At 72.5% G+C, this 24,857-nt stretch carries 22 protein-coding genes; 11 read left to right on the top strand and 11 right to left on the bottom strand.

Translation table 11 applies throughout. The annotated features are described in order from the left end of the window. The first annotated feature begins 50 nt into the window (after positions 1-50). From RQG84_RS15265 to RQG84_RS15280, 4 genes are all read left to right on the top strand, one after another. Positions 51-728, top strand: a complete 678-nt coding sequence (locus RQG84_RS15265) for a hypothetical protein (protein WP_311210694.1) — start codon at positions 51-53, stop codon at positions 726-728. Between the two features lie 63 nt (positions 729-791). Next, positions 792-1,196, top strand: coding sequence for a tetratricopeptide repeat protein (locus tag RQG84_RS15270; protein ID WP_257729721.1), 405 nt, complete (start codon positions 792-794; stop codon positions 1,194-1,196). Positions 1,197-1,234: 38 nt separating this feature from the next. After that, positions 1,235-1,894: a M50 family metallopeptidase gene (locus RQG84_RS15275; RefSeq protein WP_311210695.1), complete on the top strand. Its 660-nt coding sequence runs from the start codon at positions 1,235-1,237 to the stop codon at positions 1,892-1,894. 49 nt (positions 1,895-1,943) lie between these two features. Beyond that, positions 1,944-3,209, top strand: a complete 1,266-nt coding sequence (locus RQG84_RS15280; protein ID WP_311210719.1) for a tRNA guanosine(34) transglycosylase Tgt — start codon at positions 1,944-1,946, stop codon at positions 3,207-3,209. Positions 3,210-3,221: 12 nt separating this feature from the next. On the opposite strand, the gene RQG84_RS15285 is transcribed toward RQG84_RS15280, so the two are convergent. Then, a complete protein-coding gene (locus RQG84_RS15285) occupies positions 3,222-3,944 on the bottom strand; it encodes a queuosine precursor transporter (protein WP_311210696.1) in 723 nt (240 codons plus the stop codon). A 37-nt stretch (positions 3,945-3,981) separates the two neighbouring features. Here RQG84_RS15285 and RQG84_RS15290 point away from each other — a divergent pair, with 37 nt between their 5' ends. Continuing rightward, positions 3,982-5,241 (top strand): geranylgeranyl reductase family protein, encoded by a 1,260-nt coding sequence (locus RQG84_RS15290; RefSeq protein WP_311210697.1) that lies wholly within the window; start codon positions 3,982-3,984, stop codon positions 5,239-5,241. Positions 5,242-5,253: 12 nt separating this feature from the next. Here RQG84_RS15290 and RQG84_RS15295 read toward each other — a convergent pair whose 3' ends face one another. Then, a complete protein-coding gene (locus tag RQG84_RS15295) occupies positions 5,254-5,757 on the bottom strand; it encodes a hypothetical protein (RefSeq protein WP_311210698.1) in 504 nt (167 codons plus the stop codon). A gap of 200 nt (positions 5,758-5,957) precedes the next feature. Between RQG84_RS15295 and RQG84_RS15300 the strand changes: the two genes are divergently transcribed. Further along, on the top strand, positions 5,958-6,902 hold the full coding sequence (locus RQG84_RS15300) for an RNA polymerase sigma factor RpoD/SigA (protein WP_311210699.1): 945 nt from the start codon (positions 5,958-5,960) through the stop codon (positions 6,900-6,902). 225 nt (positions 6,903-7,127) lie between these two features. Here the strand turns inward: RQG84_RS15300 and coaE are convergent, their stop codons facing one another. Together coaE and RQG84_RS15310 are read right to left on the bottom strand one after the other, a co-directional pair. After that, complete coding sequence (coaE, locus tag RQG84_RS15305; RefSeq protein ID WP_311210700.1) at positions 7,128-7,718, bottom strand: dephospho-CoA kinase; 591 nt, start codon at positions 7,716-7,718, stop codon at positions 7,128-7,130. A gap of 17 nt (positions 7,719-7,735) precedes the next feature. Continuing rightward, positions 7,736-8,689, bottom strand: a complete 954-nt coding sequence (locus RQG84_RS15310; RefSeq protein ID WP_311210701.1) for an SH3 domain-containing protein — start codon at positions 8,687-8,689, stop codon at positions 7,736-7,738. Positions 8,690-8,830: 141 nt separating this feature from the next. On the opposite strand from RQG84_RS15310, the gene RQG84_RS15315 reads away from it, so the two are divergent. After that, positions 8,831-10,138: an AMP-binding protein gene (locus RQG84_RS15315; protein WP_311210702.1), complete on the top strand. Its 1,308-nt coding sequence runs from the start codon at positions 8,831-8,833 to the stop codon at positions 10,136-10,138. 52 nt (positions 10,139-10,190) lie between these two features. Here RQG84_RS15315 and RQG84_RS15320 read toward each other — a convergent pair whose 3' ends face one another. Further along, positions 10,191-11,144 (bottom strand): helix-turn-helix domain-containing protein, encoded by a 954-nt coding sequence (locus RQG84_RS15320; RefSeq protein ID WP_311210703.1) that lies wholly within the window; start codon positions 11,142-11,144, stop codon positions 10,191-10,193. A gap of 93 nt (positions 11,145-11,237) precedes the next feature. Between RQG84_RS15320 and RQG84_RS15325 the strand changes: the two genes are divergently transcribed. Continuing rightward, positions 11,238-11,399 carry a hypothetical protein gene (locus RQG84_RS15325; protein ID WP_311210704.1) on the top strand — a complete coding sequence of 54 codons (162 nt, stop codon included), beginning with the start codon at positions 11,238-11,240 and terminating at the stop codon, positions 11,397-11,399. Between the two features lie 93 nt (positions 11,400-11,492). Here the strand turns inward: RQG84_RS15325 and rpsA are convergent, their stop codons facing one another. The 3 genes from rpsA to RQG84_RS15340 all read right to left on the bottom strand — a co-directional run bounded on the left by rpsA (position 11,493) and on the right by RQG84_RS15340 (position 15,498). Continuing rightward, positions 11,493-12,938: a 30S ribosomal protein S1 gene (gene rpsA / locus RQG84_RS15330; RefSeq protein WP_055965904.1), complete on the bottom strand. Its 1,446-nt coding sequence runs from the start codon at positions 12,936-12,938 to the stop codon at positions 11,493-11,495. 209 nt (positions 12,939-13,147) lie between these two features. Further along, positions 13,148-14,413 (bottom strand): M18 family aminopeptidase, encoded by a 1,266-nt coding sequence (locus RQG84_RS15335; RefSeq protein WP_311210705.1) that lies wholly within the window; start codon positions 14,411-14,413, stop codon positions 13,148-13,150. A gap of 113 nt (positions 14,414-14,526) precedes the next feature. Beyond that, positions 14,527-15,498 (bottom strand): DUF3068 domain-containing protein, encoded by a 972-nt coding sequence (locus RQG84_RS15340; RefSeq protein WP_311210706.1) that lies wholly within the window; start codon positions 15,496-15,498, stop codon positions 14,527-14,529. A gap of 121 nt (positions 15,499-15,619) precedes the next feature. Between RQG84_RS15340 and RQG84_RS15345 the strand changes: the two genes are divergently transcribed. Both RQG84_RS15345 and RQG84_RS15350 read left to right on the top strand, forming a co-directional pair. Next, the gene (locus RQG84_RS15345; protein ID WP_311210707.1) at positions 15,620-17,437 is read left to right on the top strand and encodes a hypothetical protein; all 1,818 of its coding nucleotides are present in this window, start codon (positions 15,620-15,622) and stop codon (positions 17,435-17,437) included. Positions 17,438-17,487: 50 nt separating this feature from the next. Continuing rightward, a complete protein-coding gene (locus tag RQG84_RS15350) occupies positions 17,488-18,636 on the top strand; it encodes an acyltransferase (RefSeq protein WP_311210708.1) in 1,149 nt (382 codons plus the stop codon). Here RQG84_RS15350 and RQG84_RS15355 read toward each other — a convergent pair. Further along, entirely contained in the window at positions 18,537-22,574 is a 4,038-nt protein-coding gene (locus tag RQG84_RS15355; protein ID WP_311210709.1) for an alpha-(1->3)-arabinofuranosyltransferase, read from the bottom strand. The two genes, RQG84_RS15350 and RQG84_RS15355, sit on opposite strands and share 100 nt — an antisense overlap. After that, on the bottom strand, positions 22,541-23,272 hold the full coding sequence (locus tag RQG84_RS15360) for a class I SAM-dependent methyltransferase (protein ID WP_311210710.1): 732 nt from the start codon (positions 23,270-23,272) through the stop codon (positions 22,541-22,543). Before RQG84_RS15360 ends, RQG84_RS15355 begins: the two co-directional genes overlap by 34 nt. A gap of 163 nt (positions 23,273-23,435) precedes the next feature. On the opposite strand from RQG84_RS15360, the gene RQG84_RS15365 reads away from it, so the two are divergent. Then, positions 23,436-24,521 (top strand): glycosyltransferase family 4 protein, encoded by a 1,086-nt coding sequence (locus RQG84_RS15365; RefSeq protein ID WP_311210711.1) that lies wholly within the window; start codon positions 23,436-23,438, stop codon positions 24,519-24,521. A 176-nt stretch (positions 24,522-24,697) separates the two neighbouring features. Here the strand turns inward: RQG84_RS15365 and RQG84_RS15370 are convergent, their stop codons facing one another. Continuing rightward, positions 24,698-24,844: a hypothetical protein gene (locus RQG84_RS15370; protein ID WP_311210712.1), complete on the bottom strand. Its 147-nt coding sequence runs from the start codon at positions 24,842-24,844 to the stop codon at positions 24,698-24,700. Positions 24,845-24,857: the final 13 nt, after the last annotated feature.

Genomic DNA, 24,857 nt, shown 5'->3' on the forward strand with positions numbered 1-24,857 from the left:
CGCCCTCGCGGGGCTCGAACGGGTGGGTCGGCCCCTCTACCCTGGACGCCATGCCCGACTCCCCCGACACCCGCGAGCGCTCGTTCCTGAGCGGACTCTCGTGGTTCCAGGTCCTGGCCGGCGCTCTCGCCGCGATGACGTCGGCCTGGGTCGCCTCGGCGCTGGGCGTGGGCGGCACGATCATCGGTGCGGCGCTCGGCAGCCTCGTCGTGACGATCACGTCGACCTTCTACGCCAGCACGCTCGACCGTGGCCGCACCCTCATCGTCCAGACCGACAGCGGCACGTTCGTCGAGACCGACGTCGAGCCGGGTCACACCGCCGAGGCGCTCGCCGCCGTGAGCGAGGCCACCCACGAGCAGGTCAAGGGCGCCGAGGTGGTCGAGGACCCTCGTCGGTCCATCCGCTGGAAGACGGTCGCGCTCACCACGGCGATCATCCTGGCGGTGTCCGGCCTCGCGATGGGCGCCTACGAGATCATCACCGACAAGGCCTACGGCTCCGATCCCGACAACGCCCGGATCGGCAACCCGTTCGGCGGTGGGAGCAAGGCCGAGCCCACCGAGGACGCCGAGCCGCAGGAGTCCTCGTCGCCCGACCCGGCCGCCACGCCGACGCCGACCCGCCGCCCCACGGCCACCGCGACGCCCACCCCGACGGGGACCCCCACGCCCACGCCCGCGCCGACCGCCACGGCCACCACCGAGCCACCCGTCGACCAGGAATGAACGGGCCCGACCCGACGTTGACCAGCGCGATCACGACCCCGTGACCTCTGGGAGGAGGACCCCATGACCATCTACCTGACCCCGAACCTGTCCGACGAGAAGATCGCCGCGATGGACGCCTTCGAGGCCTTCCGCCTGGGTGAGGAGCTGTTCGACTCGCGCTACCCCCGCGACGCCGTGCGGGTCCTGCGGCGTGTGGTCGACGAGGTGCCCGACAACGCGTCGGCCTGGGAGCTGCTCGCGCGCTCGCACTTCGCCGCGGCGCAGCTGGCACCCGCGGAGGCCGCCTTCCGTCGACTCATCGCGCTCGAGCCCACGAGCGGCTGGGCGCACACGGCCCTCGGTCTGACGCTCGACCGGCAGAGCCGCCACCGCGAGGGGGCGGCGATGCACCGCCTCGCCGCGGCCCTGGGCGAGTCGGCGCGCGACGCCACCCGCGTGGAGCTGGTCGACCGGCCGGGCACCTGAGTGGTGGCCGACCCGAACCCTCCGTCCGGCGGGCACCCGTGAGTCCGTGGGTGCCCGTCGCGGTCGGTGCCGCGGTCGCGCTGCTGCCGTGGGGCTGGGGGCCCGGTCGACACGTCGTCACCCTCGTGCACGAGGCCGGGCACGCCCTCGTCGCGGTGCTGACCGGACGCCGGCTCAACGGCGTGCGTCTGCACCGTGACACCTCCGGGCTCACCACGTCGGTCGGACGTCCGCGGGGGCCCGGCATGGTCGCGACGGCGGCGGCCGGGTACCTGTCCCCCACGGCCCTGGGCCTCGGGATGCTCGCCACGGCCGCGCTCGGCAGCACCGCCTGGGCGCTGTGGATCGCCCTGGCCGTCGTGACCGGCATGCTGGTCTTCATCCGCAACTGGTTCGGCCTGCTCGTCGTGGGCCTCGCCGCCCTGGTCGTGGGCTACCTCGTCTGGCGCACCGACGAGGGGGTCCAGCAGCTCGCCGTCGTGGCCCTCGCCTCCTTCCTGCTCGTGGGCGGGCCGCGCACGACGGTCGAGCTGTGGTCGAGCCGACGTCGCTCCCGCTCCGCCACGTCGGACGCCGACGTGCTGGCCCGCCTGACGCACCTTCCCGCGGCGCTCTGGAACGCCGTGTTCGTGGTCGTCACCACGGCGGCCCTCCTGCCCGCATGGCACCTGGTGCGCGGTCTCGACGGGCTGGGCTGAGACCACGTCGTCGTCGGGGTGCTTGGATGAGGCGGTGACCGACGGACCCATGACGACCCCATCCTTCTTCGAGGTCGAGGCCCGACTCGACGGGCGGGCCGGACGAACCGGCACCATCACGACCGCCCACGGCACCATCCGGACACCGGCCTTCGTCCCCGTGGGCACCAAGGCCACGGTCAAGGCGGTCCTGCCGGAGGCGATGGCGGAGCTGGGCGCGCAGGCGCTGCTCGCGAACGCCTACCACCTGTACCTCCAGCCCGGCGACGACGTCGTGGAGGCCGCCGGCGGACTCGGCCGCTTCATGGGCTGGGACGGCCCCACCTTCACCGACTCCGGCGGGTTCCAGGTGATGAGCCTCGGCTCCGGCTACCGCAAGACCCTGTCGATGGACGCGTCCACGGACGCCGCCGACGTGATCGCCACGGACAAGGACCGCCTGGCCCACGTCGACGAGGAGGGCGTCACGTTCCGCAGCCACCTCGACGGATCCACGCACCGCTTCACGCCCGAGGTGTCGATGGGCATCCAGCACCGCCTGGGTGCCGACATCATCTTCGCCTTCGACGAGCTCACGACCCTGCTCGACTCCCGGACCTACCAGGAGGAGGCCCTCGCCCGCACGCAGGCCTGGGCGGCCCGCTGCCTGGCCGAGCACGGCCGACTCTCGGCCGAGCGCGCGTCACGGCCCGGCCCCTCCGGGACCTCCGGCCGCCCCGGGCCCGGCACCCCCGCCCCGGCCCTGTTCGGCGTCGTCCAGGGCGCCCAGCACGAGGACCTGCGCCGCCGCGCGGCGCGCGACCTGGCCGGCCTGGAGGTCGACGGCACACGCTTCGACGGCTTCGGCATCGGCGGCGCCATCGAGAAGGAGAACCTCGCGACCATCGTCGGCTGGGTCACCGACGAGCTGCCCGAGGACCGGCCCCGACACCTGCTGGGCATCGGCGAGCCGGACGACCTGTTCGCGGCGGTCGAGGCGGGCGCGGACACCTTCGACTGCGTGGGCCCGTCCAGGGTGGCGCGGTCGTCGCGCGTGTACACCGCCGACGGACGCGAGAACCTGCTGGTCGCCGCGTCACGGCGTCGCTTCGAGCCCATCGAGGACGGCTGCGACTGCTACACCTGCGCGCACTACACCCGCGCCTACCTGCACCACCTGTTCAAGGCCAAGGAGTACGTGGCGGCCACGCTCACCACGATCCACAACGAGCGCTACGTCGTGCGGCTGGTCGACCGGATGCGGGGCGCCATCGAGGACGGCACGTTCGACGACCTGCGCGACGAGACGCTCGGCCGCATCGCGGCATCGCGCTGACCCGACCGGCCGTCAGTACGTCGGCTCGGCCGCCTTCAGCCGCGCGATGACCGTCACGGTGACCGGCATCACGAGCAGCTCGACCGCGCACTTGAACAGCACGCCCACGACGAAGTAGTTCACGAAGCCGCCGAACCCGGTGATGCCGATGGCCGACGCAGCGATGGCGCAGAACAGGAACGTGTCGACCAGCTCGCCGACGCCGGTCGACGACGCCAGCCGCACGACGAGCGCGCGTTCTGCGGTGCGGGCCTTCATGCGGGTGAGCACCCAGGCGTTCGTGAGCTGCCCGCAGACGTAGCCGACCACGCTGGCCAGGACGATCTGGCCGACCGGGCCCAGCACCGCCTCGTACGCGTCCTGGTTGGCGTAGAACGACGCGCCCGGGATCCGCTGGACGATCGCGAACGTCAGGACGGCCAGGACCGCGCACGCGAAGCCGACCAGCACGGCCCGGCGGGCGGCCCGGAAGCCGTACACCTCGGCCACGACGTCGCCCAGGACGTAGGCGAGGGGGAACAGCACGGCTCCACCGTCCACGAGCAGGGGCCAGACCTGGACCGGACCGAGGCTGAACGAGCCCGTGCCGATCTCGATGGGCTTGGCGGCCACGATGTTCGAGACCACGATGATCGTGCAGAACAGCGCGAGCACCACGGCGTAGTACGACGAGCCCGACGACGCGAAGCGGACTGTGCCGGGGCCCGCGGACGGAGCGGACGACGGTGAGGCCATGCGCGCCATCCTGGCACGGGGTGGGATGATCGGGGGTATGACCCTGCCCGAGCGCACCGACGTCCTCGTGGTCGGCGCGGGGCCGGCCGGAGCCGCTGCCGCCGCCTGGTCCGCACGGGCCGGCGCCGACGTGGTGCTGGCCGACGCCGCCACCTTCCCGCGCGACAAGACGTGCGGTGACGGACTCACCCCCCGGGCGATCGCCGAGCTCGACCGGCTGGGCCTGGGCACGTGGACGCGCTCCTTCGGCACCAACCGCGGTCTGCGGGCCGCCGGCTTCGGCCAGGAGCTGCTGCTGCCCTGGCCCGGTGGTTCGCTGCCCGACCACGGCTCGGCGGTCCCCCGGACCCAGCTCGACGCGCGGATCCGCGACGTCGCGCTGGCCGACGGCGCCCGGCCCCTCGACCACGCGCGGGCGGTCGACGCCGAGCGCGACTCCTCGGGTCGGGTCACCGGCGTCGTGTTCGCGGTGGGCCCGGAAAAGCACCGCCACGTGGTCCGGTGCGACCGGCTCGTCGTGGCCGACGGCGTGCGCTCCCCCCTGGGCAAGGTGCTGGGCCGTGAGTGGCACCGCGACACCGCCTACGGCGTCGCCGGCCGGTCGTACGTGAAGTCCGGTCGCGCCGACGACCCCTGGATCTCCTCGCACCTGGAGCTGCGTGACGAGGACTCGTCACTCCTTCCGGGGTACGGGTGGATCTTCCCGCTCGGCACCGCCGGCGAGGGCGGCGAGGTGAACCTCGGCGTCGGCGCCCTGGCCACGGCCAAGCGACCCGCGGCGCTGCAGATCCGACCGCTCATGCAGTACTACGCCGAGCTGCGACGTGACGAGTGGGAGCTCGGCCCCGAGCTGCGGATGCCGACGTCGGCGCTGCTGCCCATGGGCGGCGCGGTCTCCGGCGTGGCCGGACCCAACTGGATCCTGGTCGGCGACGCCGCCGGATGCGTCAACCCGCTCAACGGCGAGGGCATCGACTACGGCCTCGAGACCGGCCGGGTGGGGGCGGAGCTGCTGGCCTCGGGGGCCGACCTCTCGACGGCCTGGCCCGAGCTCCTCGTCGGCCACTACGGCGAGGCGTTCTCCATCGCACGGCGCCTCGCGGGGCTCATCACGGTCCCCCGCCTGCTGCCCACGCTCGGCCCGCTGGGCATGCGGTCGCACACGCTCATGACGATCGCACTGCGGGTCATGGGCAACCTCGTCACCGACGAGGACCGTGACCTCACTGCGCGGGTGTGGCGCTGGGCGGGACGGCGGTCGGTCGCCCTGGACGACCGACCACCGTTCACCGCCTGACCACCGGTCGGCTCAGACCGCCGGCGGGTCGTTCTTCTTGTTGACCTCGGGAAGCTTCTCGCCGGAGTCCTTGAACGCGAGCGCCGTGAACACGGTGAGCGCGATGGCGGCGATGAAGAGCAGCCAGCCGGACCAGCCGGGTCCGACGCTGACGCTGACGCTGCCGAAGCTGCCGCCGCCGTCGGCGGTCAGGGCACGCAGGATCACGAGCAACGTGCCGAGACCAGCGGCTGCGAGGGCCACGAGTCGCCACGGCACGGTGTCCGGCAGGCTCTGCGCGGCGAAGGCCTTGATCGCCACGACCGCGACCGCGACGAGGATGAGCAGCATGCCGAGGGTCGCCCAGCTGTTCCAGGCGTTCACCCCGCTCGACGTGTCGACGGAGATCGGCAGGTCGTCGCCACCGTCCACGGAAGCCACGACGTACGCCCCGAAGAAGGAGAAGAGGAGCGCGAGCACCCCGGCGACGAGTGCACCTTGATCGTTGCGGGAGAGCGCCTTGAAGTCGGCTGCCATGGGGGTAGACCTTTCATGCTGAGAATTGGGTAAGGACAACCTAGCCGTCCGCGCGCCTCCCGCGCACCACCCCGTGCCGGACCGACCGCCGTGCTGGGACTGAGACCCCGGCCAACACCTGCCAAGAAGACCCTGAGAGCGGAATCAGAGGGCGATCCGGTGCGTTGCACTGGTACAGACACGATGGGAGGCGTATTCAGATGACGTCAACGAGGCACGAGAGCGCCGAGGGCAAGGACAGCGTCGGCATGTACCTGGCCGAGATCGCCCGGACGCCGCTGCTGGACGCCGCCCGCGAGGTCGAGCTCAGCCGGAGCATCGAGGCCGGGCTGTTCGCCCAGCACCTGCTCGACGAGGGACGCGTCGGCCGCGCCAAGGGCGGTGCGCCCAAGCGCGCTACCCGCGAGGAGCTGGAGTTCATCGCCGCCGAGGGCGAGCGTGCCCAGCAGGAGTTCGTGCAGGCCAACCTGCGTCTGGTCGTCTCCATCGCCCGCAAGTACGGGCGCTCGGCCATGCCGATGCTCGACCTGGTGCAGGAGGGCAACACCGGCCTGATCCGCGCGGTCGAGAAGTTCGACTACGCCAAGGGCTTCAAGTTCTCGACGTACGCCACGTGGTGGGTGCGTCAGGCGATCACCCGAGGCATCGCGCAGCAGGCACGCGTCGTGCGGCTGCCCGTGCACGTGGTCGAGGAGCTGAACCAGGTCACGGCCGCTCGCCGCACCCTGGAGCGGACCCTCGGGTACGACCCGGAGCCGCAGGAGATCGCCGAGGAGCTCGGCATGGACGTCGACCGCGTGATCGACCTGCTGTCCTGGGGTCGCGACCACGTGAGCCTCGACACCCCGGTCGACGACGACGGCGACACCTCGCTGGGCGACCTCATCGCCCGCGACACGTCGCCCGGTCCCGACCTGGCGGTGCTCGACGACGAGACCAAGCACCTGATCAGCACGCTGATCGACCACCTCGGTCCGCGCGAGGCCGACATCGTGCGAGCCCGCTACGGCCTGCTCGACGGCCGTCAGCAGAAGCTCGCCGACATCGGCAAGCGCCACGGCATCTCCGCCGAGCGGGTCCGCCAGCTCGAGCGCCAGGCGCTCGTGACGCTGCGCAAGATCGCCGACCCCGACCTGGCGGCCTGACACGCTCAGGTACCGCCACCCCACGCGAAGCCGCCCTGCCTCCCCCGACAGGGCGGCTTCGTCATGTCCGGACGGTCGAGGAGGTTCCCAGGTCGACCTGGGAACCTCCCGCGACGCATCGGAACCTCAGACACGCACGGGAAGCAAGCCGAGCGTCCCTGCGATTCCCAGGTCGACCTGGGAATCACCGACGGGCGTGAGCCTCGCACCGTCCCCGGACGCGGGTCAGCCGGCGAGGCGTTCCCAGAGGGCGTCGACGGCGTCGAGCAGCTGCTCGCGGGTCCCGCTGTTGTCGAGCACCTCGTCCGCGACGGCGAGGCGGTCCTCCCGCGACGTCTGAGCGGCCAGGCGGGCCCGGGCGTCGGCCTCGGTCATCCCGCGCTGCTCGACGAGCCGCTCGACCTGGACGTCGGTCGGCACGTCGACCACGACCACCGTGTCGCATTGCCCGGCCATCCCCATCTCCACGAGCAGGGGGTGGTCGTGCACCACGACCGCCTCTGCGGGAGCCTGGGCGACCCGCGCGGCGGCGAGCTCGCGGATGGCGGGGTGGGTGATGGCCTCGAGGTCACGCCGGGCCTGCTCGTCGGCGAAGACGACCGACCCCAGGGCGGGCCGGTCCAGCGTCCCGTCGGGGGCGATCACGGCGTCACCGAAGCGCGCGCCGATGGCCGCGAGAGCCGCGGAACCGGGCTCGACGGCCTCACGCGCCAGCAGGTCGTAGTCCACCACCACGGCGCCCAGCTCGGACAGCCGCGCGCTGACGGTGCTCTTGCCCGAGCCGATGCCGCCGGTGAGACCGACCTGGAGCGTCATGCGTGCACGAGCCGGGCTCAGCCGGTGGCGGCGTTGCCGTAGGTCGTGACGTGCACGTGGTCCATGTGGTTGGCCGTGTCGCCACCGCGGCTGCTCATGCCCCGCCAGCTGTTCGACGTGGCCGGACGCCAGATGCGCTGCTCCCAGATGAGGTACTCGATGCCGAGCTCGGCCCGGTTCTCCTGCAGGAACGCGGCGATCTGGTCGCCCAGCGGACCACGCACCATGATGTCGAGAGCGTGGCCGGTGGCGTGCTCGCCTCGGCCGGCGATCGCGCCGTACGACGAGATCTCGGGGAACTTGGCGCACACGGCCCGGAACACCTTGACGGTGTCGGGCTGCATGCCGCTCTCGGAGAGCTTGGGGCACGGCTCGGTGCCGAGCGGGAGGTCGTCGGCGATCTTCTTCGTGCTGACCCAGCGCGGGAGCCCCTTGTAGACGACCTCGCTCCAGCCGTCCTTCTTCTCGCCGGTGACGTCCAGGACGTCGCCCTGGTCGACCTTCTTGAGCACCGGGGAGTCGGAGTCGGCGTCGGCGTGGATCGTCACGCCGTCCTCGAGGGCGACCTTCTGGCCGGTCACGTCGACCGCGACCGTGTCCTCGTCGGGCAGCTCTGGACGCTCGGCGCTGCGGTTGACCTCGGGGGTGTCGGCGAGCGCCTCGGTGATGATGTCGTCGGCCGGGGCGGCGACGCTGGCCGAGGCCGGCGCGACCTCGGCGTCGGAGGAGACCACGGCGACCGCGGCACCGAGCACCGCGAGGGCGCCGACGGTGGGCATGGCGACCTTGATGACCTGACGGCGCCAGGGGGACGGCGCCGAGTGCCGGCTGCTGTGCCGGGCCGGGCCGCTGGAGCGCTGGCCGGTCGAGCTCGTGCTGGTCGTGCTCTGGGCGGGCGAGTGCTGGGCGGAGGACGTGGATCCGCGTCCGGCACGCCGCGGGACGGCGTGCTTGTGGCGCGAAGAAGCCACAGACGATCACCTTCAGACGGAGGGGGGACAAGACCGATCAACCACTGAAGCATACTTTGTGCCTGAGTTCACGCACTCGTGACGATCCACACCCGTCGCCCCGCGGGGGCTGTGACCGACCTCTCACGAAGGGAGAGCGACGTGGAGGTGCTGACGGCCGAGCGGAGCCGGCACGACCAGGCCCGCGTGGCCGGCACGCTCCGGGCGCGTGGGCTGCGCGAGGGTGACCGCCTGGTGCTGCTCTGCCCTGGCGAGCCGGACTACGCGAGCGTCGTGCTCGGAGCCTGCCGGAGCGGTGTCGTGCCGGTGCCGCTCGACCCGCGACTCACCCCGTGGGAGCGGTCGCGGATCCTCGACGACCTCGATGCCGCACTGGTCGTGGAGAGCGCCGACGAGCTGCACGCCCTGATCGACGGCGAACCGACGGAGCTCGACGCCGCCCCGCGCTGTCGGCCCATGCACTTCACGTCGGGCACGACCGGCCGACCCAAGGGCGTGTGGTCGGGCCTGCTCGACGCGGGCGACGCGGCGCAGCTCGTGGCCGAGGAGCGCGAGCTGTGGGGATTCTGCGCCACCGACGTCGACCTCGTCGTGTCGCCGATCTACCACTCCGCTCCCCTGCGCTTCGCCACCGGGACCCTGCTGGCCGGTGGCAGCATCGCGGTGCTGCCGCGCTTCGAGCCCGCGGCGTTCCTCGACGCCGTCGAGACGGTGCGCCCGACGACGATGTTCTGCGTCCCTGCGCACCTGCAGCGGTTGCGGCAGCACCTCGACCACACCGGCGGCCACCCCGACCTCTCCTCGTTCCGCCTCGTCGCACACGCCGGGGCCCCCTGCCCCGAGCCGGTCCGCCGGTGGGCGCACGACCGCTTCGGCGTCGACGCGGTCTGGGAGTTCTACGGATCGACCGAGGGACAGTGGACGGCCTGCCGTGCGCAGGAGTGGCGCGAGCACCCCGGCACGGTCGGTCGTGCGCGGCCGGGACGGGTCGTGACGGTCGACGACGAGGGCCTGCTCTGGTGCGTCGTCCCGCCGTGGGGACGCTTCACCTACTGGCGCGACGACGACAAGACGGCCGACGCGTGGCGCGAGACGGCCGCGGGGCCGGCGTTCACCGTCGGGGACCTCGGACGGGTGGAGGACGGCTACGTGCACCTCGACGCCCGACGCAGCGACCTCGTGATCAGCGGTGGCGTGAACGTCTACCCGGCCGAGGTCGAGGCCGCGCTGGAGGACGTCCCCGGTGTGGTCGAGGTGGCCGTGTTCGGACGACCCGACGACCGGTGGGGACAGCGTGTGGTGGCGGCCTACGTCGGCGACGTGGACGAGGACGTCCTGCGCGGGCGCGCGACGGAGCGGCTCGCGCCCCCGAAGCGTCCGAAGGAGTACGAGCGGCTCGACGCGCTCCCCCGCACGGCCACGGGCAAGGTGCGGCGCACGGAGCTGTGACCCTGGGCGCTTCGACCCTGTGCACTTCGACCCTGGGCGCCGCGGTGGTCGGTCAGCCGGCCTCGAGGCACGTGAAGGTCCGGCGGAACTCCTGCGGTGTGGTGCCGAGCGCCTGGGTGAAGTGGTGGCGCAGGGTGGCGGCGTTGCCGAACCCCACGCGGCCGGCGATCTGCTCGATCGACAGCGGCGAGCTCTCGAGCAGCTCCTCGGCCAGGGCGATGCGCTGGCTCGTGAGCCACTGCAGCGGCGTCGTGCCCGTCTCGTCGCGGAACCGTCGCGCGAAGGTGCGCGGCGACATGTGCGCCTGGGCCGCGAGGCGGTCGACGGGCAGCGTCTCGTCGATGTGCTCGAGCGCCCAGGCGAGCACGGGCGACAACGTCTCGGCCTCCACCTGGCCGACGGGGGTGCGCACGAACTGCGCCTGTCCCCCGCTGCGGTGCGGCGGCATGACGATGCGTCGTGCCGCCGTCGCGGCCGTGCGGGCCCCGAACACCCGACGCATCAGGTACAGCGAGGCGTCGATGCCCGCAGCGGAGCCGGCGCCGGTCAGCACGCCGTCGTCGAGCACGTAGAGGACCTCGGGGCGGACGACCGCCTCCGGGAAGGCCTCCTGGAGCTCGGCGCCGTAGCGCCAGTGGGTCGTGCACTCCCGGCCGTCCAGGAGCCCCGCCTGGCCGAGCAGCCACGCCCCGGTGCAGTGCGCCGAGACGTAGGCTCCGCGACCGGCCGCGGCACGGACGGCCTCGATGGCGGCCGGGTGGTGGGCCCGGTAGCCGCGCTTGGGGGCGATGCAGACGAGGTCGGCGTCAGCTGCGGCGTCGAGCGACTCCTCGACGAAGAGGTCGTAGCTCGAGCCGCGGACCCGTCCGGGCTCGGGCGTGCACACGGAGAACTCGAACACGGGGTTGTCGTCGTCCGGGTGGTACGGCTCGTTCCACACCTCGCAGATGGAGCCCAGCCCGAACGCCTCCACCCCGTCCTGCACGATGACCGCGACCTTCTTCATGGGACCAGCGTGCCACAGGTGTGGCAGTAAATCGACTGATACTGGCGATGCTGCCACTGGTGGCAGGTTTCCGATGCGACGAGAATTGCTGCCATGATCATCCTCCTGCTCATCCTCGCCCTGTCCGCCCTCGTCATCACCCTCGCCGTCCTCGTGTCCTTCGACGGCTACGGCACGCGTCCCCCGCCGCGCAGCCACCACCAGGACGCGTTCGAGCCCGGCCACCCGCACGACCAGCACCTGACCGTCCGGTGACCCCGGCCCCACCCCCGGACACGACGAGACCCCCCGACCTGATGGTCGGGGGGTCTCGTGTGCTGGATCAGCGTCGTGCGGTGGGAGTGTGGGTCACTCGCCGCCGGTCAGCTTCTCGCGCAGGGCCTGCAGGGCCTCGTCGGACGCGAGGGAGCCCTCGGTCGTCTCGACCTCGCCACCGGCGGAGTAGTTGCTGACCTCGCCGGCCTCGACGTTGGCCTTCTCGGCCTCCTCGATCTGCTTCTTGTGCGCCTCCCAGCGCTCGTGAGCCTCGGCGTACTGCTTCTCCCACGCGGCGCGGGCCTCGTCGAAGCCCTCCTGCCACTCGCCGGTCTCCGGGTCGAAGCCGTCGGGGTAGATGTAGTTGCCCTGCTCGTCGTACGAGGAGGTCATGCCGTACAGCGTCGGGTCGAAGTCGTCGCCCTCGGCCGCCTGCGTCTCGTTCGCCTGCTTGAGCGAGAGCGAGATGCGACGACGCTCGAGGTCGATGTCGATGATCTTGACCATGACCGAGTCGCCGATCTGCACGACCTGCTCGGGGATCTCGACGTGACGCTCGGCCAGCTCGGAGATGTGCACGAGGCCCTCGATGCCCTCCTCGACGCGCACGAACGCGCCGAAGGGGACGAGCTTGGTGGCCTTGCCGGGCACGATCTGACCGATCTGGTGGGTCCGGGCGAACTGCTGCCACGGATCCTCCTGCGTCGCCTTGAGCGACAGCGACACGCGCTCGCGCTCGAGGTCGACGTCGAGGACCTCGACGGTGACCTCGTCGCCGACCTGGACGACCTCGTTCGGGTGGTCGATGTGCTTCCAGGACAGCTCGGAGACGTGGACGAGACCGTCGACGCCGCCGAGGTCGACGAACGCACCGAAGTTGACGATGGAGGAGATGACGCCCTTGCGGACCTGCCCCTTCTTGAGCTCGTCGAGGAACTTCTGACGCACGGCCGACTGAGTCTGCTCGAGCCAGGCACGGCGCGACAGGACCACGTTGTTGCGGTTCTTGTCGAGCTCGATGATCTTCGCCTCGAGCTTCTGGCCGATGTACGGGTCGAGGTCGCGGACGCGACGCATCTCCACGAGCGAGGCGGGCAGGAAGCCACGGAGTCCGATGTCCATGATGAGGCCGCCCTTGACGACCTCGATGACGGTGCCCTCGACGACGCCTTCCTCGGCCTTGATCTTCTCGATGTCGCCCCAGGCGCGCTCGTACTGAGCACGCTTCTTGGACAGGATCAGACGGCCTTCCTTGTCCTCCTTCTGGAGGACGAGGGCCTCGACGCTGTCGCCGACGCTGACGACCTCGTTGGGGTCGACGTCGTGCTTGATGCTCAGCTCGCGGGAGGGGATGACGCCCTCGGTCTTGTAGCCGATGTCGAGGAGGACCTCGTCACGGTCCACCTTGACGATGGTGCCGTCGACGATGTCGCCGTCGTTGAAGTACTTGATGGTCGAGTCGATGGCGGCGAGGAAGTCGGCCTCGCTGCCGATGTCGTTGACCGCAACCTGCGGTGCCGCAGAGGGAGCGATGCTCATAGGTAGATGGACTCCGATGGATGGATGATGTCGGGAAAGGCCGGTGGACGGCGCCACGGAGCCCGCAGGACGGACATGCCGAGGACGCTCCTGATCGTCCCGAGGAACGCACAGGTCACCAGCGCATCTCTCAGGGTACGCGATCTTCCTCGACTCCGGGGTGGCGGGGCCCCTGAGACGCCCAGGCCGGTCGCGAGCCGGCCGGACCGTCAGCCGGCGAGCTCGAAGAAGGCCGTGAGGGCCTTCACGTAGTGCTCCACGTCGGCGGCGGCCATCGTCTCCCGCGCGGAGTGCATGGCCAGCTGCGGCGCTCCGAAGTCCACGGTGGAGATGCCGGTGCGGGCGGCGCTGATGGGCCCGATCGTCGACCCGCACGGCAGGTCGGCCCGGTGGACGTACCGCTGCAGGGGGACGCCGACGCTCTCGCAGGCTCGCGCGAACACCGCCGCGCCGACGGCGTCGGTCGCGTAGCGCAGGTTCTGGTTGACCTTGAGCACGGGCCCGCCCCCGAGCACGACGTGGTGCAGCGGCTCGTGGCGCTCGGCGTGGTTGGGATGCGTCGCGTGCGCCATGTCGCCGGACGCGCAGATCGACCCGGCCACGGCGCGGTGCAGCTCGTCGCGCGCTCCCCCGGCGGCGAGCACGATGCGCTCGAGCACGGTGAGCAGCAGGTCGGAGGCCGCCCCCCGCTCCGAGGAGCTGCCGACCTCCTCGTGGTCGAACAGCACGAGCACCGAGCGCCGGCCCGGCACCGGGCCGGACCCCGACGCCCCCGCAGCCAGGAACGCCTCCAGCCCGGCGAAGCAGGTGGCCTGGTTGTCCAGACGTGGGGCGGCGACCAGCCAGCCGTCGGCCCCGACCCGCCCGCTCGGCACCACGTCGGTCGTCATGAGCTCGTGGCCGAGGACGTCCTCGGCCCCGAAGCCCTCCCGCTCCCCCAGCCAGGCCAGGAACGGCGTGCCCCGCTGCGACCACACCGCGTCGAGGTGACGCTGGCGGTCGGGCGCCCCGGCGGCGTCGCGGTCGAGGTGGATGGCCAGGTTCGGCACGCGCAGCACGGGCTCGTCGACGTGGACGAGCCGCTCGGATCCGTCGCGCAGCACGACCCGGCCGGCGACGCCGAGGTCGCGGTCGAGCCACGTCGTGAGCAGCGGTCCTCCGTACGGCTCGAGCGCGAGCACGTCGGTGCCCTCGAACCGGCGGTCGTGGTGCTGCTTGAGGCGCAGGTTCGGGCTGTCGGTGTGGGCCCCCACGATGCGGAACGGGTCGGCCGGCCCGGCCGCCGCGGTGTCGTCCCAGGCCACGAGCGAGCCGCCACGCACCACGTACCCGCGCCCGCCCGAGGCGGGCCACGCGTCACGCTCGTCGGCGCGGGACCAGCCTGCGGCGTCGAGCGCCGCGGCCGCCGTCGCCACGGCATGGAAGGGCGACGGCGAGGCGTCCACGAAGCGGCAGAGGTCGTCGGCGGCAGGCATGGCCTCACCGTATCGAGCCGGTCGCCCGGGCTCGGGACCCCACCACTGCCGTGCACGAACGCCTCCGGCGCGCCACCGGTGAGGGTGACGCGCCGGAGGCGGTGGTGGCGTGACTACGCCGCCGTGTGCGTGCCGTTCTCCTTGCGCCCGCGGGCGAAGGCGACCGCACCGAGGACGAGCAGCAGCAGTCCCACGAGCCCACCCACGATCGGGAAGGTCGAGTTGACGGCCTTCAGCAGCGTGGCCTTGCCCTTGTACTCGTCGACCGTCTCCTGGATGTAGGCGTCGGTGTAGCCGAGCGTGGCCTGCGTGGTCGTGGCCTTGCGCTCGCCGTCGACCTCCAGGTAGCCGTCCTGCGACTCCCCGCCGCGGATGATGACGCCCGTGACGGGCTCCACGAGGAACGTGCGCGTGTTGGCGTAGATCCGGTCGGCGACCACGGTCGGCCGGTCCTCGCCGACGAGCGTGCCGGGGACCGCGATGGTCCCCGTCTTCGTCGGCTCGATGACCTGCTCGAACTCGTAGACGTCGAGGCCCTTGATGGTGGTCTCGCCCTGGTACGTCGCAGGCGTGGCCTCCTTCAGGGTGCCGTCCCAGAACATGTAGTCCTTCTTCTCGGTCCCGAACGGGAACTTGAAGTAGAGGCCCTTGAAGGCTCCGCGCGTCTTGGTGCCGCCGGACTCGGTGCGCGTCTTGGCCCAGTCGACGGTCTCGCCCGTGTGGGCGTCGAACGCGACGGTGTCCCTCGTGCTGCTCAGGGGCGTCTCGCCGCTGCCGCAGTCGAAGTCGGGCGTGTCGGTGCACGTGAACGTGTCCCACACGGCGACGTCGCGGTTCAGCTCGTCGGAGGCCTCCTCGCTCAGCTCGACGTTGCCCTCGACGATGCGCGTGGACTTGAGCGGACCCGTCACGACGGCCGGTCCCCCCTCGGCCCCCACGTCGAGGTACTCACCGTCCTCGCCCGACGCGGTCTGCGAGATGCTCGTGGTCTGGTTGTTGTCTGGGACGACCGCCAGGCGGTCGTACATGTAGAACTTGCTCAGACCTGCCAGTACCACCAGGAAGGCGCCCAGTACGAGCGCCACCAGTCCCAGCTTCTTTCCCACAGTGGGGCTCCCTCCGCCGTTGTGATCAGCGGCACGTTACCAGCCCGTAGGGTCACGTCCGCACGCCCGACCTCGGCCCCCGGTCGTGTGAGGATGTGGCGTGCTGCAAACGACGTCGCGCCGAGCCCTCGCCGCGCTGAGGGCCGAAGGTCTCGGCCTGCGCGAGCTCGTCGACTCGGTGGCCGTGGTGGTCTTCCTCGCCCAGCTGGCGTGGCGCGCCTGGATCGTCGTCCCCGGCTGGTTCTACGCCGACGACCTCCTGCTGCTGGAGGACGCGCAACGGCCCCTCCACGAGGTCCTCCTGGTGCCGAACGACAGCCAGCTGATGCCGCTCGGTCGTGTCGTGGCCGACCTCGTCGAGCTCGCCGGACCCTACGCGTGGTGGGCCGCGGCGCTCACCATCCTGGTGGGGTCGGCACTGGCCACGGCGTCGTGCTGGGTGATGCTGCGCGTGACCTTCGGGGCGCACCCGTTCGTCCTGGTGCCGTTCGTGCTGTTCTGCTTCTCGCCGCTCGCCGCCGACGCGACGTCCTGGTGGGCCGTCGCCCTCAACGCGCTGCCGGCCCAGGCAGCGTTCTTCGTGGTCGTGACCGGCTTCGTGATGTGGAGCCGCACCCGTGAGCGCCGGTGGATCCTGGTCGTCGCCGCGGCGTTCCTGCTCGGGGCGGCCAGCGGGCCGCGGGCGCTGCTGATGGCCCTGCCGGTCGGCTTCTTCGTGATCCTGTTCTGCTCGGGCACCGGCCCGGGACGGGTGCGTCGCGTCGTCGCGCGCCACTGGCCGGTCGTCACCCCGCTGGCCGCGCTCGGCGTCGGCTACCTCGCCCTCTACCGCGACACCACGCCCGCGCCGGTGCGGATCGAGTCCGGCGTCCCCTGGCTGGCCGTGGCCGACAACCTCGTCGTGTCGGCGCTCCTGCCGGGTCTGCTCGGAGGCCCATGGCGGTGGGACCTCGTCGCCGACCCCATCGCCGTCCCGGACCCCAGCACGGCCGTGAGGGTCCTGGCGGTCGTGGTCACCGCAGCGCTCCTCGCGGTCGCCTGGCGCCGCCACCCCTCGACGACCTGGCGTGCCCTCGTCGTGGTCGCGGCGCAGCTGGGCGGGACGTACGTGGCCATCGCGCTCGGCCGTGCGCTGCAGCTCGGCGCCGAGGCCGGTCTCTTCACCCGCTACGTGCCCGACGTCCTCGCCGTGCTGGCGCTCGCCGTCCCCGCCGCGGTGCTGCAGGTGCAGGCGCCCGGTGCGCCACGGGCCGAGGCCAGACGTCCCGTGCCGAGGCGCGCGCGGCCCGTGCTCGCCCTGGGTCTCGCCGCAGTGCTGGCCGCGTCGGTGGCGAACGCGGCGATGTACGCGCTCCCCTGGCACCGCGACTACCCGGCGAAGCAGTACGTCGCGAACGTCCGCGCCTCGATGCTCGAGGAGCGTCGGGCCGTCGCCGACCTCGAGGTGCCCGAGCTCGTCCAGCTCCGCCTGCACTACCCGCGGAACCTGCCCTCGCACGTGCTCGCGCCGTACGGTGACCTGGTGGACGCTCGCATGGAGGGCAACGACCTCGCGGTCATCGACGCCGACGGCACGGTCCGACCGGCGTCGGTCCGGGGCGCCGGCAGCGCGCCCGGACCCGAGCCGGGGTGCGGTACACGGGTGACGGCCGGCCGGCCGGCCACGCTGCGCCTCGACCGCGACTCCATGACGCGGTTCCCCTGGACGAGCCTGAGCTACGCGGCGTCGGCCGACGGTGAGGCGACCGTGACCTTCGACGGCCGGGCGACCTTCCCGATGCGTCTGCTCTCCGGCCCCCACACCTACCTCGTCAACGGAGACGGCCCCTACACCGAGCTCGAGATCGAGGTCGACACCCCCGGAGTGGTGCTGTGCGTCGACCGCGCCGAGGCCGGCGCGCTCGGAGCGGTCCGATGACGACACGGGCCGCGACACCGCGGTACCCAGGGCTCGACACCATGCGGGCCGTGGCGTCGCTCGCCGTCGTCCTCACCCACGCCGCCTTCTGGGCCGGCTTCTACGACGCGGGGCTGCTCGGTGCCTTCACGCAGCGGCTCGAGGTGGGCGTCTCGGTCTTCTTCGTGCTCTCCGGCTTCCTGCTCGCCCACCCCTGGCTCACGTCGGCGCGCACCGGGCTGCCGCGCGACCCGGTGGGTCGCTACGCGACCAAGCGCGCCCTCCGGGTCCTGCCCGTCTACTGGGTCACCGTGGTCGCGGCGCTGCTGGTGGTCCGCCAGAACCGCGAGCTCGGGCTCGACCGGTGGGTGCAGAACCTCACCCTCGTCGACCTGTACCGCGAGGGCCAGCTCCCCGAGGGCCTCTCGCAGATGTGGAGCCTCGTCACCGAGATCACCTTCTACGCCGTCCTCCCCCTGCTGATGCTCCTGCTGCTCGGGCGCCGCGCCACCAGGCTCCGCAGCGACCGGGTCCTGGCGATCCTGGCGGTGCTCTCGGTCGGGTCGATCGTGTGGACCGCTGCCGCCACCCGCGGCACCCTGCTGGAGCTCGGTCCGTGGACCTCGCAGGCCCTGCCGGCGTCCTTCGCCTGGTTCGCGGTCGGCATCGCCTTCGCCGTGGTCGACGTCGACCGGCGCCACCCTGTCGACGCTCGACGCTCGCGCCTGCTCCACCTGCTCGAGTCGACCGCGGCCGCTCCCGGTGCGTGCTGGCTGATGGCCGGGGCCGTCCTCGTCGTCGCCTCGACGCCGCTCGGCGGCGCCACGGGCCTGGTCGGCCGCTCGGCCTCGGAGTCCGTGGTCAGAGCCCTCGCCTACACCGTCGTGGCCGCCCTCGTGGTGCTCCCGAGCATCTTCGGGCCGACCGACAGTCGCTACGCCCGCTGGACGTCTGCTCCCTGGCTGCGGCACCTGGGCCACATCTCCTACAGCCTGTTCTGCTGCCACGTGATCGTGCTGTGGGTGCTCTTCGACCAGCTCGGCCTGACCATCTTCGACGAGTCCTTCGTGCTCGTGACCGGCCTCGTCCTGCTCGTCTCGCTCCCGATCTCCGAGCTGCTCTACCGGTGCGTGGAGCTTCCGTTCCTGCGCCTCAAGGACCGCGGTCGACGCACCCCCACGGACACGACCACCGACACGGCGACCAGCGCGGCCAGCTGAGGCAGGGCGAGGTCGCCCGACCACGACGCGAACCTCCCCCAGGGCTGGAGCACGGCGACGAGTCCGGCCACGCCGAGCGCCGCGACGACGACCGCCTCCGGCGGCACCCACCGTCGGACGAGGAGCGCCGCCGCGGCCGCGACGACGGCCACGCCGAGCCCGACGGTCCCGGCCAGGAGCGCCGACGTGGCCAGCCAGGCCACCAGGACCAGCGAGCCGGGACGCGCGCCCTCCGCCCGCCTGGACGGGTCACCGACCTCTCGCGAGGGGAGCGCCGCGAACAGCAGGACCCCCAGGAACGCGAGCAGACCGACACCGAGGCCCGCCTGGTACAGGCCCTGCGGCGCGAAGCGCGTGCGCACCTCCGCGACCGTCCCCGCCGGGACCACCCAGGCCTGCCGCCAGCCGTCGACGACGAGCGACGGGAGCACGGATCCGTCCGGGCGGGTCGCCTCCCACCCCGGGTTGGCGTTGAACCGCTCGGCGAGGACCACCGACGACGAGCGCGGGGCCGCCGACCTCTCGCGGTCGAGCACCACGTCGGCCGGCCACAACGCCCCGGTTCCCTCGGCGACCACGCGTCGCTCCCCCGCCGGCAGCGCCAGCGGCTCCTCGTCGCACCACTCGACCGGGACCGCCGACCCGCCGAGCAGCGCGCGCGCCCCCACCTCGAGGGAGGAGCGCCGCACGCGTCCGTCGACCACGAGCGACGGACCGCTGCCGCAGGGCAGCTCGACACGGACGGCGTCGAGGTCGACCGGGAACCCCTCCACGCCGGGCGTCGCGACCTCGCTGACGCCGACGGGGAGCGCGCGCACCGATCCGTCGAAGTCGACGTCCGACCGCGGCGTGCCGGCGACGAGGTGCAGCTCGACGGACGAGGTCGTGACGACCGGGAAGCGCACGACGCCACGGCGGACGTCCAGGGTCGTCGAACGACCGTCGTCCAGCACCATCCGGACCCGGTCGGGCGCCGTCGCGGCCAGACCGGGCGTCGTGGCCAGGCGGATCTCGTCGAGACGGACGTCCTCGGCCCACCGCAGGGTGATCGTGGGGTCCGGGTCGTCGGCCGCCGCCACCCAGCCGGTGTCGCGGTCGCCGTCCACGAGCGCCATGGCACCGCCCCGGCCGGACGTCCCCTGCTGCGACGACACGGCGGACGCGGCGAGTCGTCCTTGCTGGACCACCGCGTCGAGCTCGGGGCCGCCGCGGCCGGTGACGGTCATCGCCGTCTCGTAGGTGGCGGCCGCCGGCATGGTGAGGACGCGGTCGAGACGTCGCGCGTCCTCCACCTCGCGGACGTGGCGGTCCGAGCAGTTCTGCACCCCTTCGACGACGGCGCAGCCGTCGGCGGCGCCCACGTCGGCCTGCAGCAGGACGGTCGTCGGAGCCTGCCCCCCACGCGGCAGGGTGGGGAGTCGCAGCGGCCGCGAGAGCGAGACGCCGGCCGGCAGCGCGACCTCCTGGAGCGCGAGCGGCCGGCTCGGCGTCGACGGACCCGAGATCCGGATCGCCGACACCCGTCCCACGGTGACCGGCACGGGGGACCCGTCGCGCAGCAGGACGTCCTGCACGCCCGACTCCGTCGTCACCTCGACCGAGCGGGTGGCGCCGTCGCGTCCGGCCGCCGTGATCTGCACGGTCCCGACCTCGCGCTCCGCACCGAGGTCGAGCTCGATCCACGCCTCCTGGCCGACCTGGCCCGGATCGGCGCGCCAGGCCGTTCCCGGCTCGCCGTCGAACGCCGACCACGGACCCGCCGAGGGGTCGGTGAAGGGCCGGGCGCCGGCGTCCGAGCTCGACGACGACGCGGTCAGCGAACGAGCGCCTCGGAGCTCGGGGACCGTGGACCACGGCCGGACCGCCGCCTCCGCGTACCGGTGCACCGGTCGGTCGGCACGCCACGGCTCCTCGGGCGTCAGGGAGGCCGACCGGTTCGCGCGGACCGCCGCGAACCCCGCCTCTCGACGTCGGTTGCCGTCGGTCAGCACCACCGGGCCGTCCTCGAGGCCGCTCCCCTCGGCGTCCTGGGCCATCACGCTCGTCAGCGGGGCGACCCCGCGCTGCTCGAGCCGCATCAGGGAGCGCGCATCGCCCACCAGCACCGGGACCTGGGAGGCCGTCGACGTCGATCGCGGCGCGTCGTCGCCGTCGAGCACGAACACCTCGACGGCAGGGCGGGGCGCCTGGCGACCGGCGTCGACGAACACCTCTCGACCGTCGTCGGCCACCAGCGTCGGCCCACCACCGACGAGCGGCCCGAACGTCGCGGCACGTCGCACCCCGGGCGTCGACACGAGCGTGGAACGGACCATCTCGGGCGAGAGGACGTCGTTCGTGCGTGCCACGTCGTACCGCACGACGAACGTCCGCACCCCGGCGCGCCGCAGGGTGCGGGCCAGGCCCTCGTCGCCACGCCCGGACTCCATCGCCGCCGACACGGAGTCCATCCACTCGATCGTGCCCCCGGGGGTCAGCGGGATGACGTTGCGCACCGCCCACGGCGACCGGGCGAGCGGCTGGAGCGGCTCGTCACCGGTACGACCCCACGCGTACTCGCCGAAGGTCGTGGCCGGCAGCAGCAGGGCGCGCCCCTCTCCCTGGTCGGCCAGCCAGTCGGCGGTGTCCTCCCAGTAGCCGGGGACGGCGTCGAAGGTCCCGCGCGGCGCGACGTGACCCGTCCAGGCCGGCGACGTCGCCCCCGCCAGTGCCGCGCAGGCGAGCACCGCCACCCCGACCGCGTTCACGCGTGGGACCACACCCGTCCGCCCTCGCTCCAGCACCACCATGAGCAGGTGCGCGAGACCGAGGACGAGGGGAAGTCGCACGAGGACGTCGAACTTGTGGGAGTTGCGCAGCGGTGCCAGCGCCCCGTCGAGCAGGGACTGCAGGTCGGCCGCCCCCCAGCCCTGCGTCGAGCCGACGTGACCGACCGTGACGGCGACCAGGCCGAACATCAGGCCGGTCAGCAGGAACCTGCGGTGCGGCAGGTCCCGGCGCGCCATCCCGAGCAGCCCCAGGGCCAGGACGATCACTCCGTTGAGGATCACGAGCTGGTCGGTGAGCACCGTCCGGCCGGCGTCGGCCCACTGGTCCACGTACGGGACCCAGTTGGTGGTGCCCCGCAGGGCGTCGAGCACGGTCGCCGCGAAGGTCGTCGTCGACGCGGACTCGATGTAGTCCAGGAAGGGTGGGCTGTAGCGGCCGAGCAGGAGCAGCGGCAGGATCCACCAGCACGTCGCCGCCAGGACCAGCGGCGGCCACCAGCGCAGCATCGTCCGCCGTCGCGGGCCGCTCGTCCCGGCCAGCAGGAACCACCCCGCGAGGGGGACGACCGCGAACGTCGCCACGGCGTTGACACCGCCGACGAGGCCCACGGCGAGCGCGCTCAGCGCGGCCCACCGTCGAGGATCGCCGCGCCGCGCCCCGATCACCAGGGGCAGCAGCACCCAGGGCGCGACCGCCGAGGGCCACATCTCGATCGACGACGGTCCGAGCACGGACACCATGCGCGGGGACAGGGCGAAGGCGAGACCCGCCACGATCCGTGACCACTCCGAGCCGATCCCCAGCTCCTGGGCCAGGCGCACGACGCCGAGGAACGCCACCACCAGGATCAGCGACCACCAGGCACGCTGCACGACCCACGACGGCAGGCTCAGCAGCTCGCCGACCCCGAAGAAGGGGCCCATCGGGAACAGGTACCCGTACGCCTGGTTCTGCACCTGCCCGAAGGCGCCCGCGGGATCCCAGAGCTGGGTCGCACGCTGGAGGAACCCCCAGGGGTCCACGACGAGGTCCAGCTTGGTGTCGGTGACGACGCGACCAGGAGCCTGCGCGAACGACAGGGCGACCAGGAGCAGGCTCCACGCGGCCAGGCGGGCACGGCGGGGCCCGCTCGGGCTCAGCGTCGTCGCAGGACGATCGCGAGGTTCCACGTCACCACCTCTCGCACGAGGGGCACGCGCAGCACCCACCAGGCCCAGCGAGGCAGGTAGCGGGGCACCACGGCGACCACGTCGACGTCGGCGCACTCGCGCGCCCAGCGCAGCCCCGCCGCAGCCGTGACCGCGAAGAGCGACGACCCGAACACGTTCTTCGGCGGGTGGCCGTGGAGCCGGTGGTACCTGCGGGCGGCCCGGTACCCGCCGAGGTAGTGCCACGGGGCCGTCTCGTGTCCGCCCCACGGCCCCCACCAGAGGGTGTAGGAGCAGAACACGAGGCCTCCGGGCCGCGTGACCCGGACCATCTCGTCGGCCATCCGCCACGGGTCCGGCACGTGCTCCAGGACGTTGGAGGAGTAGGTCACGTCGAAGCTGCCGTCGGCGAAGGGCAGCTGCATCCCGCTGCCGAGCACCGTGCCGGGCTCGGGTGCCCCGAGGCCGGAGAGCTCGCCGAGGTCGGCGTCGAGGGGTGTGTACCTCGCTCCCGCGTCGCGGAAGGCCCGCGCGAAGTAGCCCGGTCCCCCGCCGACGTCGAGCACCCACGCGCCGTCCAGCGGGGCATGGTGGGCGACCTGCGAGACCGAGTCGGCCGCCAGCGCTCCGTAGAAGCGGTCCGGATCGGTCTGCTCCACGCGGAACGCCCGGAAGAGCCGCCACGAGCGGCGCAGCGTAGGACGGAACGGCGCAGGCACCCGCGCACGATACTTCAGCCTCGGTCCACGCTCGTCGGCCGCGTGAGCCCACTCACGCCTACACTGGAGTCGTCGCGTTGAGGGACGCGGCCCGCGCCACGGGCGTGGAGGGAGCGTCGACCACGGTCGGCTCGAGGAGGGACCGGCTCCGGCCGGGACGCACGTGCACATTCTTTTCTGCAACTGGCGCGACACCCGCAACCCCGAGGGCGGCGGGTCGGAGCACTACGTCGAGACCATGGCCCGTGGTCTGGTCGAGCGCGGCCACGAGGTGACCATCGCCTGCGCCCGCCACGACGGCGCTCCGGACGACGAGGTCGTCGACGGGGTCCGGTTCGTGCGTCGGGGCAGCAAGCTCGACATCTACGCCATCACCTTCCTGCGCCTCCTGACGGGCCGCTACGGGCGGGTCGACCGGGTGGTCGACGTCCAGAACGGCCTGCCGTTCTTCACGAGGTGGGCCACGCGTGCCCCGGTGACCGTCCTCGTGCACCACGTCCACCGCGAGCAGTGGCCGGTCGTGTACCCCGGACTCGTCGGACGCATCGGCTGGTGGATCGAGAGCCGCCTGGCTCCGCGCCTCTACCGACGCAGCTCCTACGTCACGGTCTCCGCCGCGAGCAAGGCCGAGCTGGTCGACCTCGGCGTCGATCGCGACCGCATCAGGATCGTCCACAACGGGAACGACCCGACGCCGCCCGTCGCCACCGAGCGGGCAACGCACCCGCGCCTGTGCGTGCTCGGACGGCTCGTCCCCCACAAGCAGGTCGAGCACGCGATCGACGCGTTGGTGGAGGTCCGCCGCGACCACCCCGAGGCCGTGCTCGACGTCGTCGGCACCGGGTGGTGGGAGAGCGAGCTGCGTGAGTACGCCCTCGCGCACCACGTGCAGGACGCCGTCCGGTTCCACGGTCACGTCAGCGACCAGCGCAAGCACGAGCTCCTGGCCGAGGCCTGGGTCATGCTGCTCCCGTCGCTCAAGGAGGGCTGGGGCATCGTCGTGGGCGAGGCCGGCGGCCACGGCACGCCGACCATCGCCTACGAGTCGGCCGGCGGCACCCGCGAGTCGGTGGACCACAAGGACTCCGGCGTGCTCGTGCACGACCGGGCCGAGCTCATCGAGGCCACGCGCACGATGATCGACGACGACGCCTGGCGGGCGTTCCTCGGCGAAGGGGCCCGCGCCAAGTCGGCGGCCTTCTCGTGGACGGCCTCCCAGGCCGCCTTCGCCGCCGCGCTGGACCTCTGAGGCTCGCGGTCCGGTTCCCACGCGTCCACGTCCCCGTCCACGACGAGGGACCTACCGCGCCGTGGTCCGATGCCGCGCGTCACGGGCGACCGCCCGCTCCCGGATCCGTGCTCAGGCGTGCGGGCACGCCGACGGGCCGGGTCCCTCAGGACCCGGCCCATCGACGTCGAGCACGCTCAGTTGTTGCCGTAGCTGACCGTCGAGGTCTCTACCGGCTCGGTGCCTGCACTCTGCTGCGACTGCACGACGCCGACGGCCGTGGCTGCAGCGAGGCCGCATCCGACGAAGAAGGCGACGAGTCCGCCCACGATTGAAGTTCCCACAGTTGATGTCCTC

Origin of the sequence: Aeromicrobium sp. WCS2018Hpa-31 (genome assembly GCF_031843905.1) — a bacterium.
In the GTDB taxonomy this organism is placed as follows: domain Bacteria; phylum Actinomycetota; class Actinomycetes; order Propionibacteriales; family Nocardioidaceae; genus Aeromicrobium.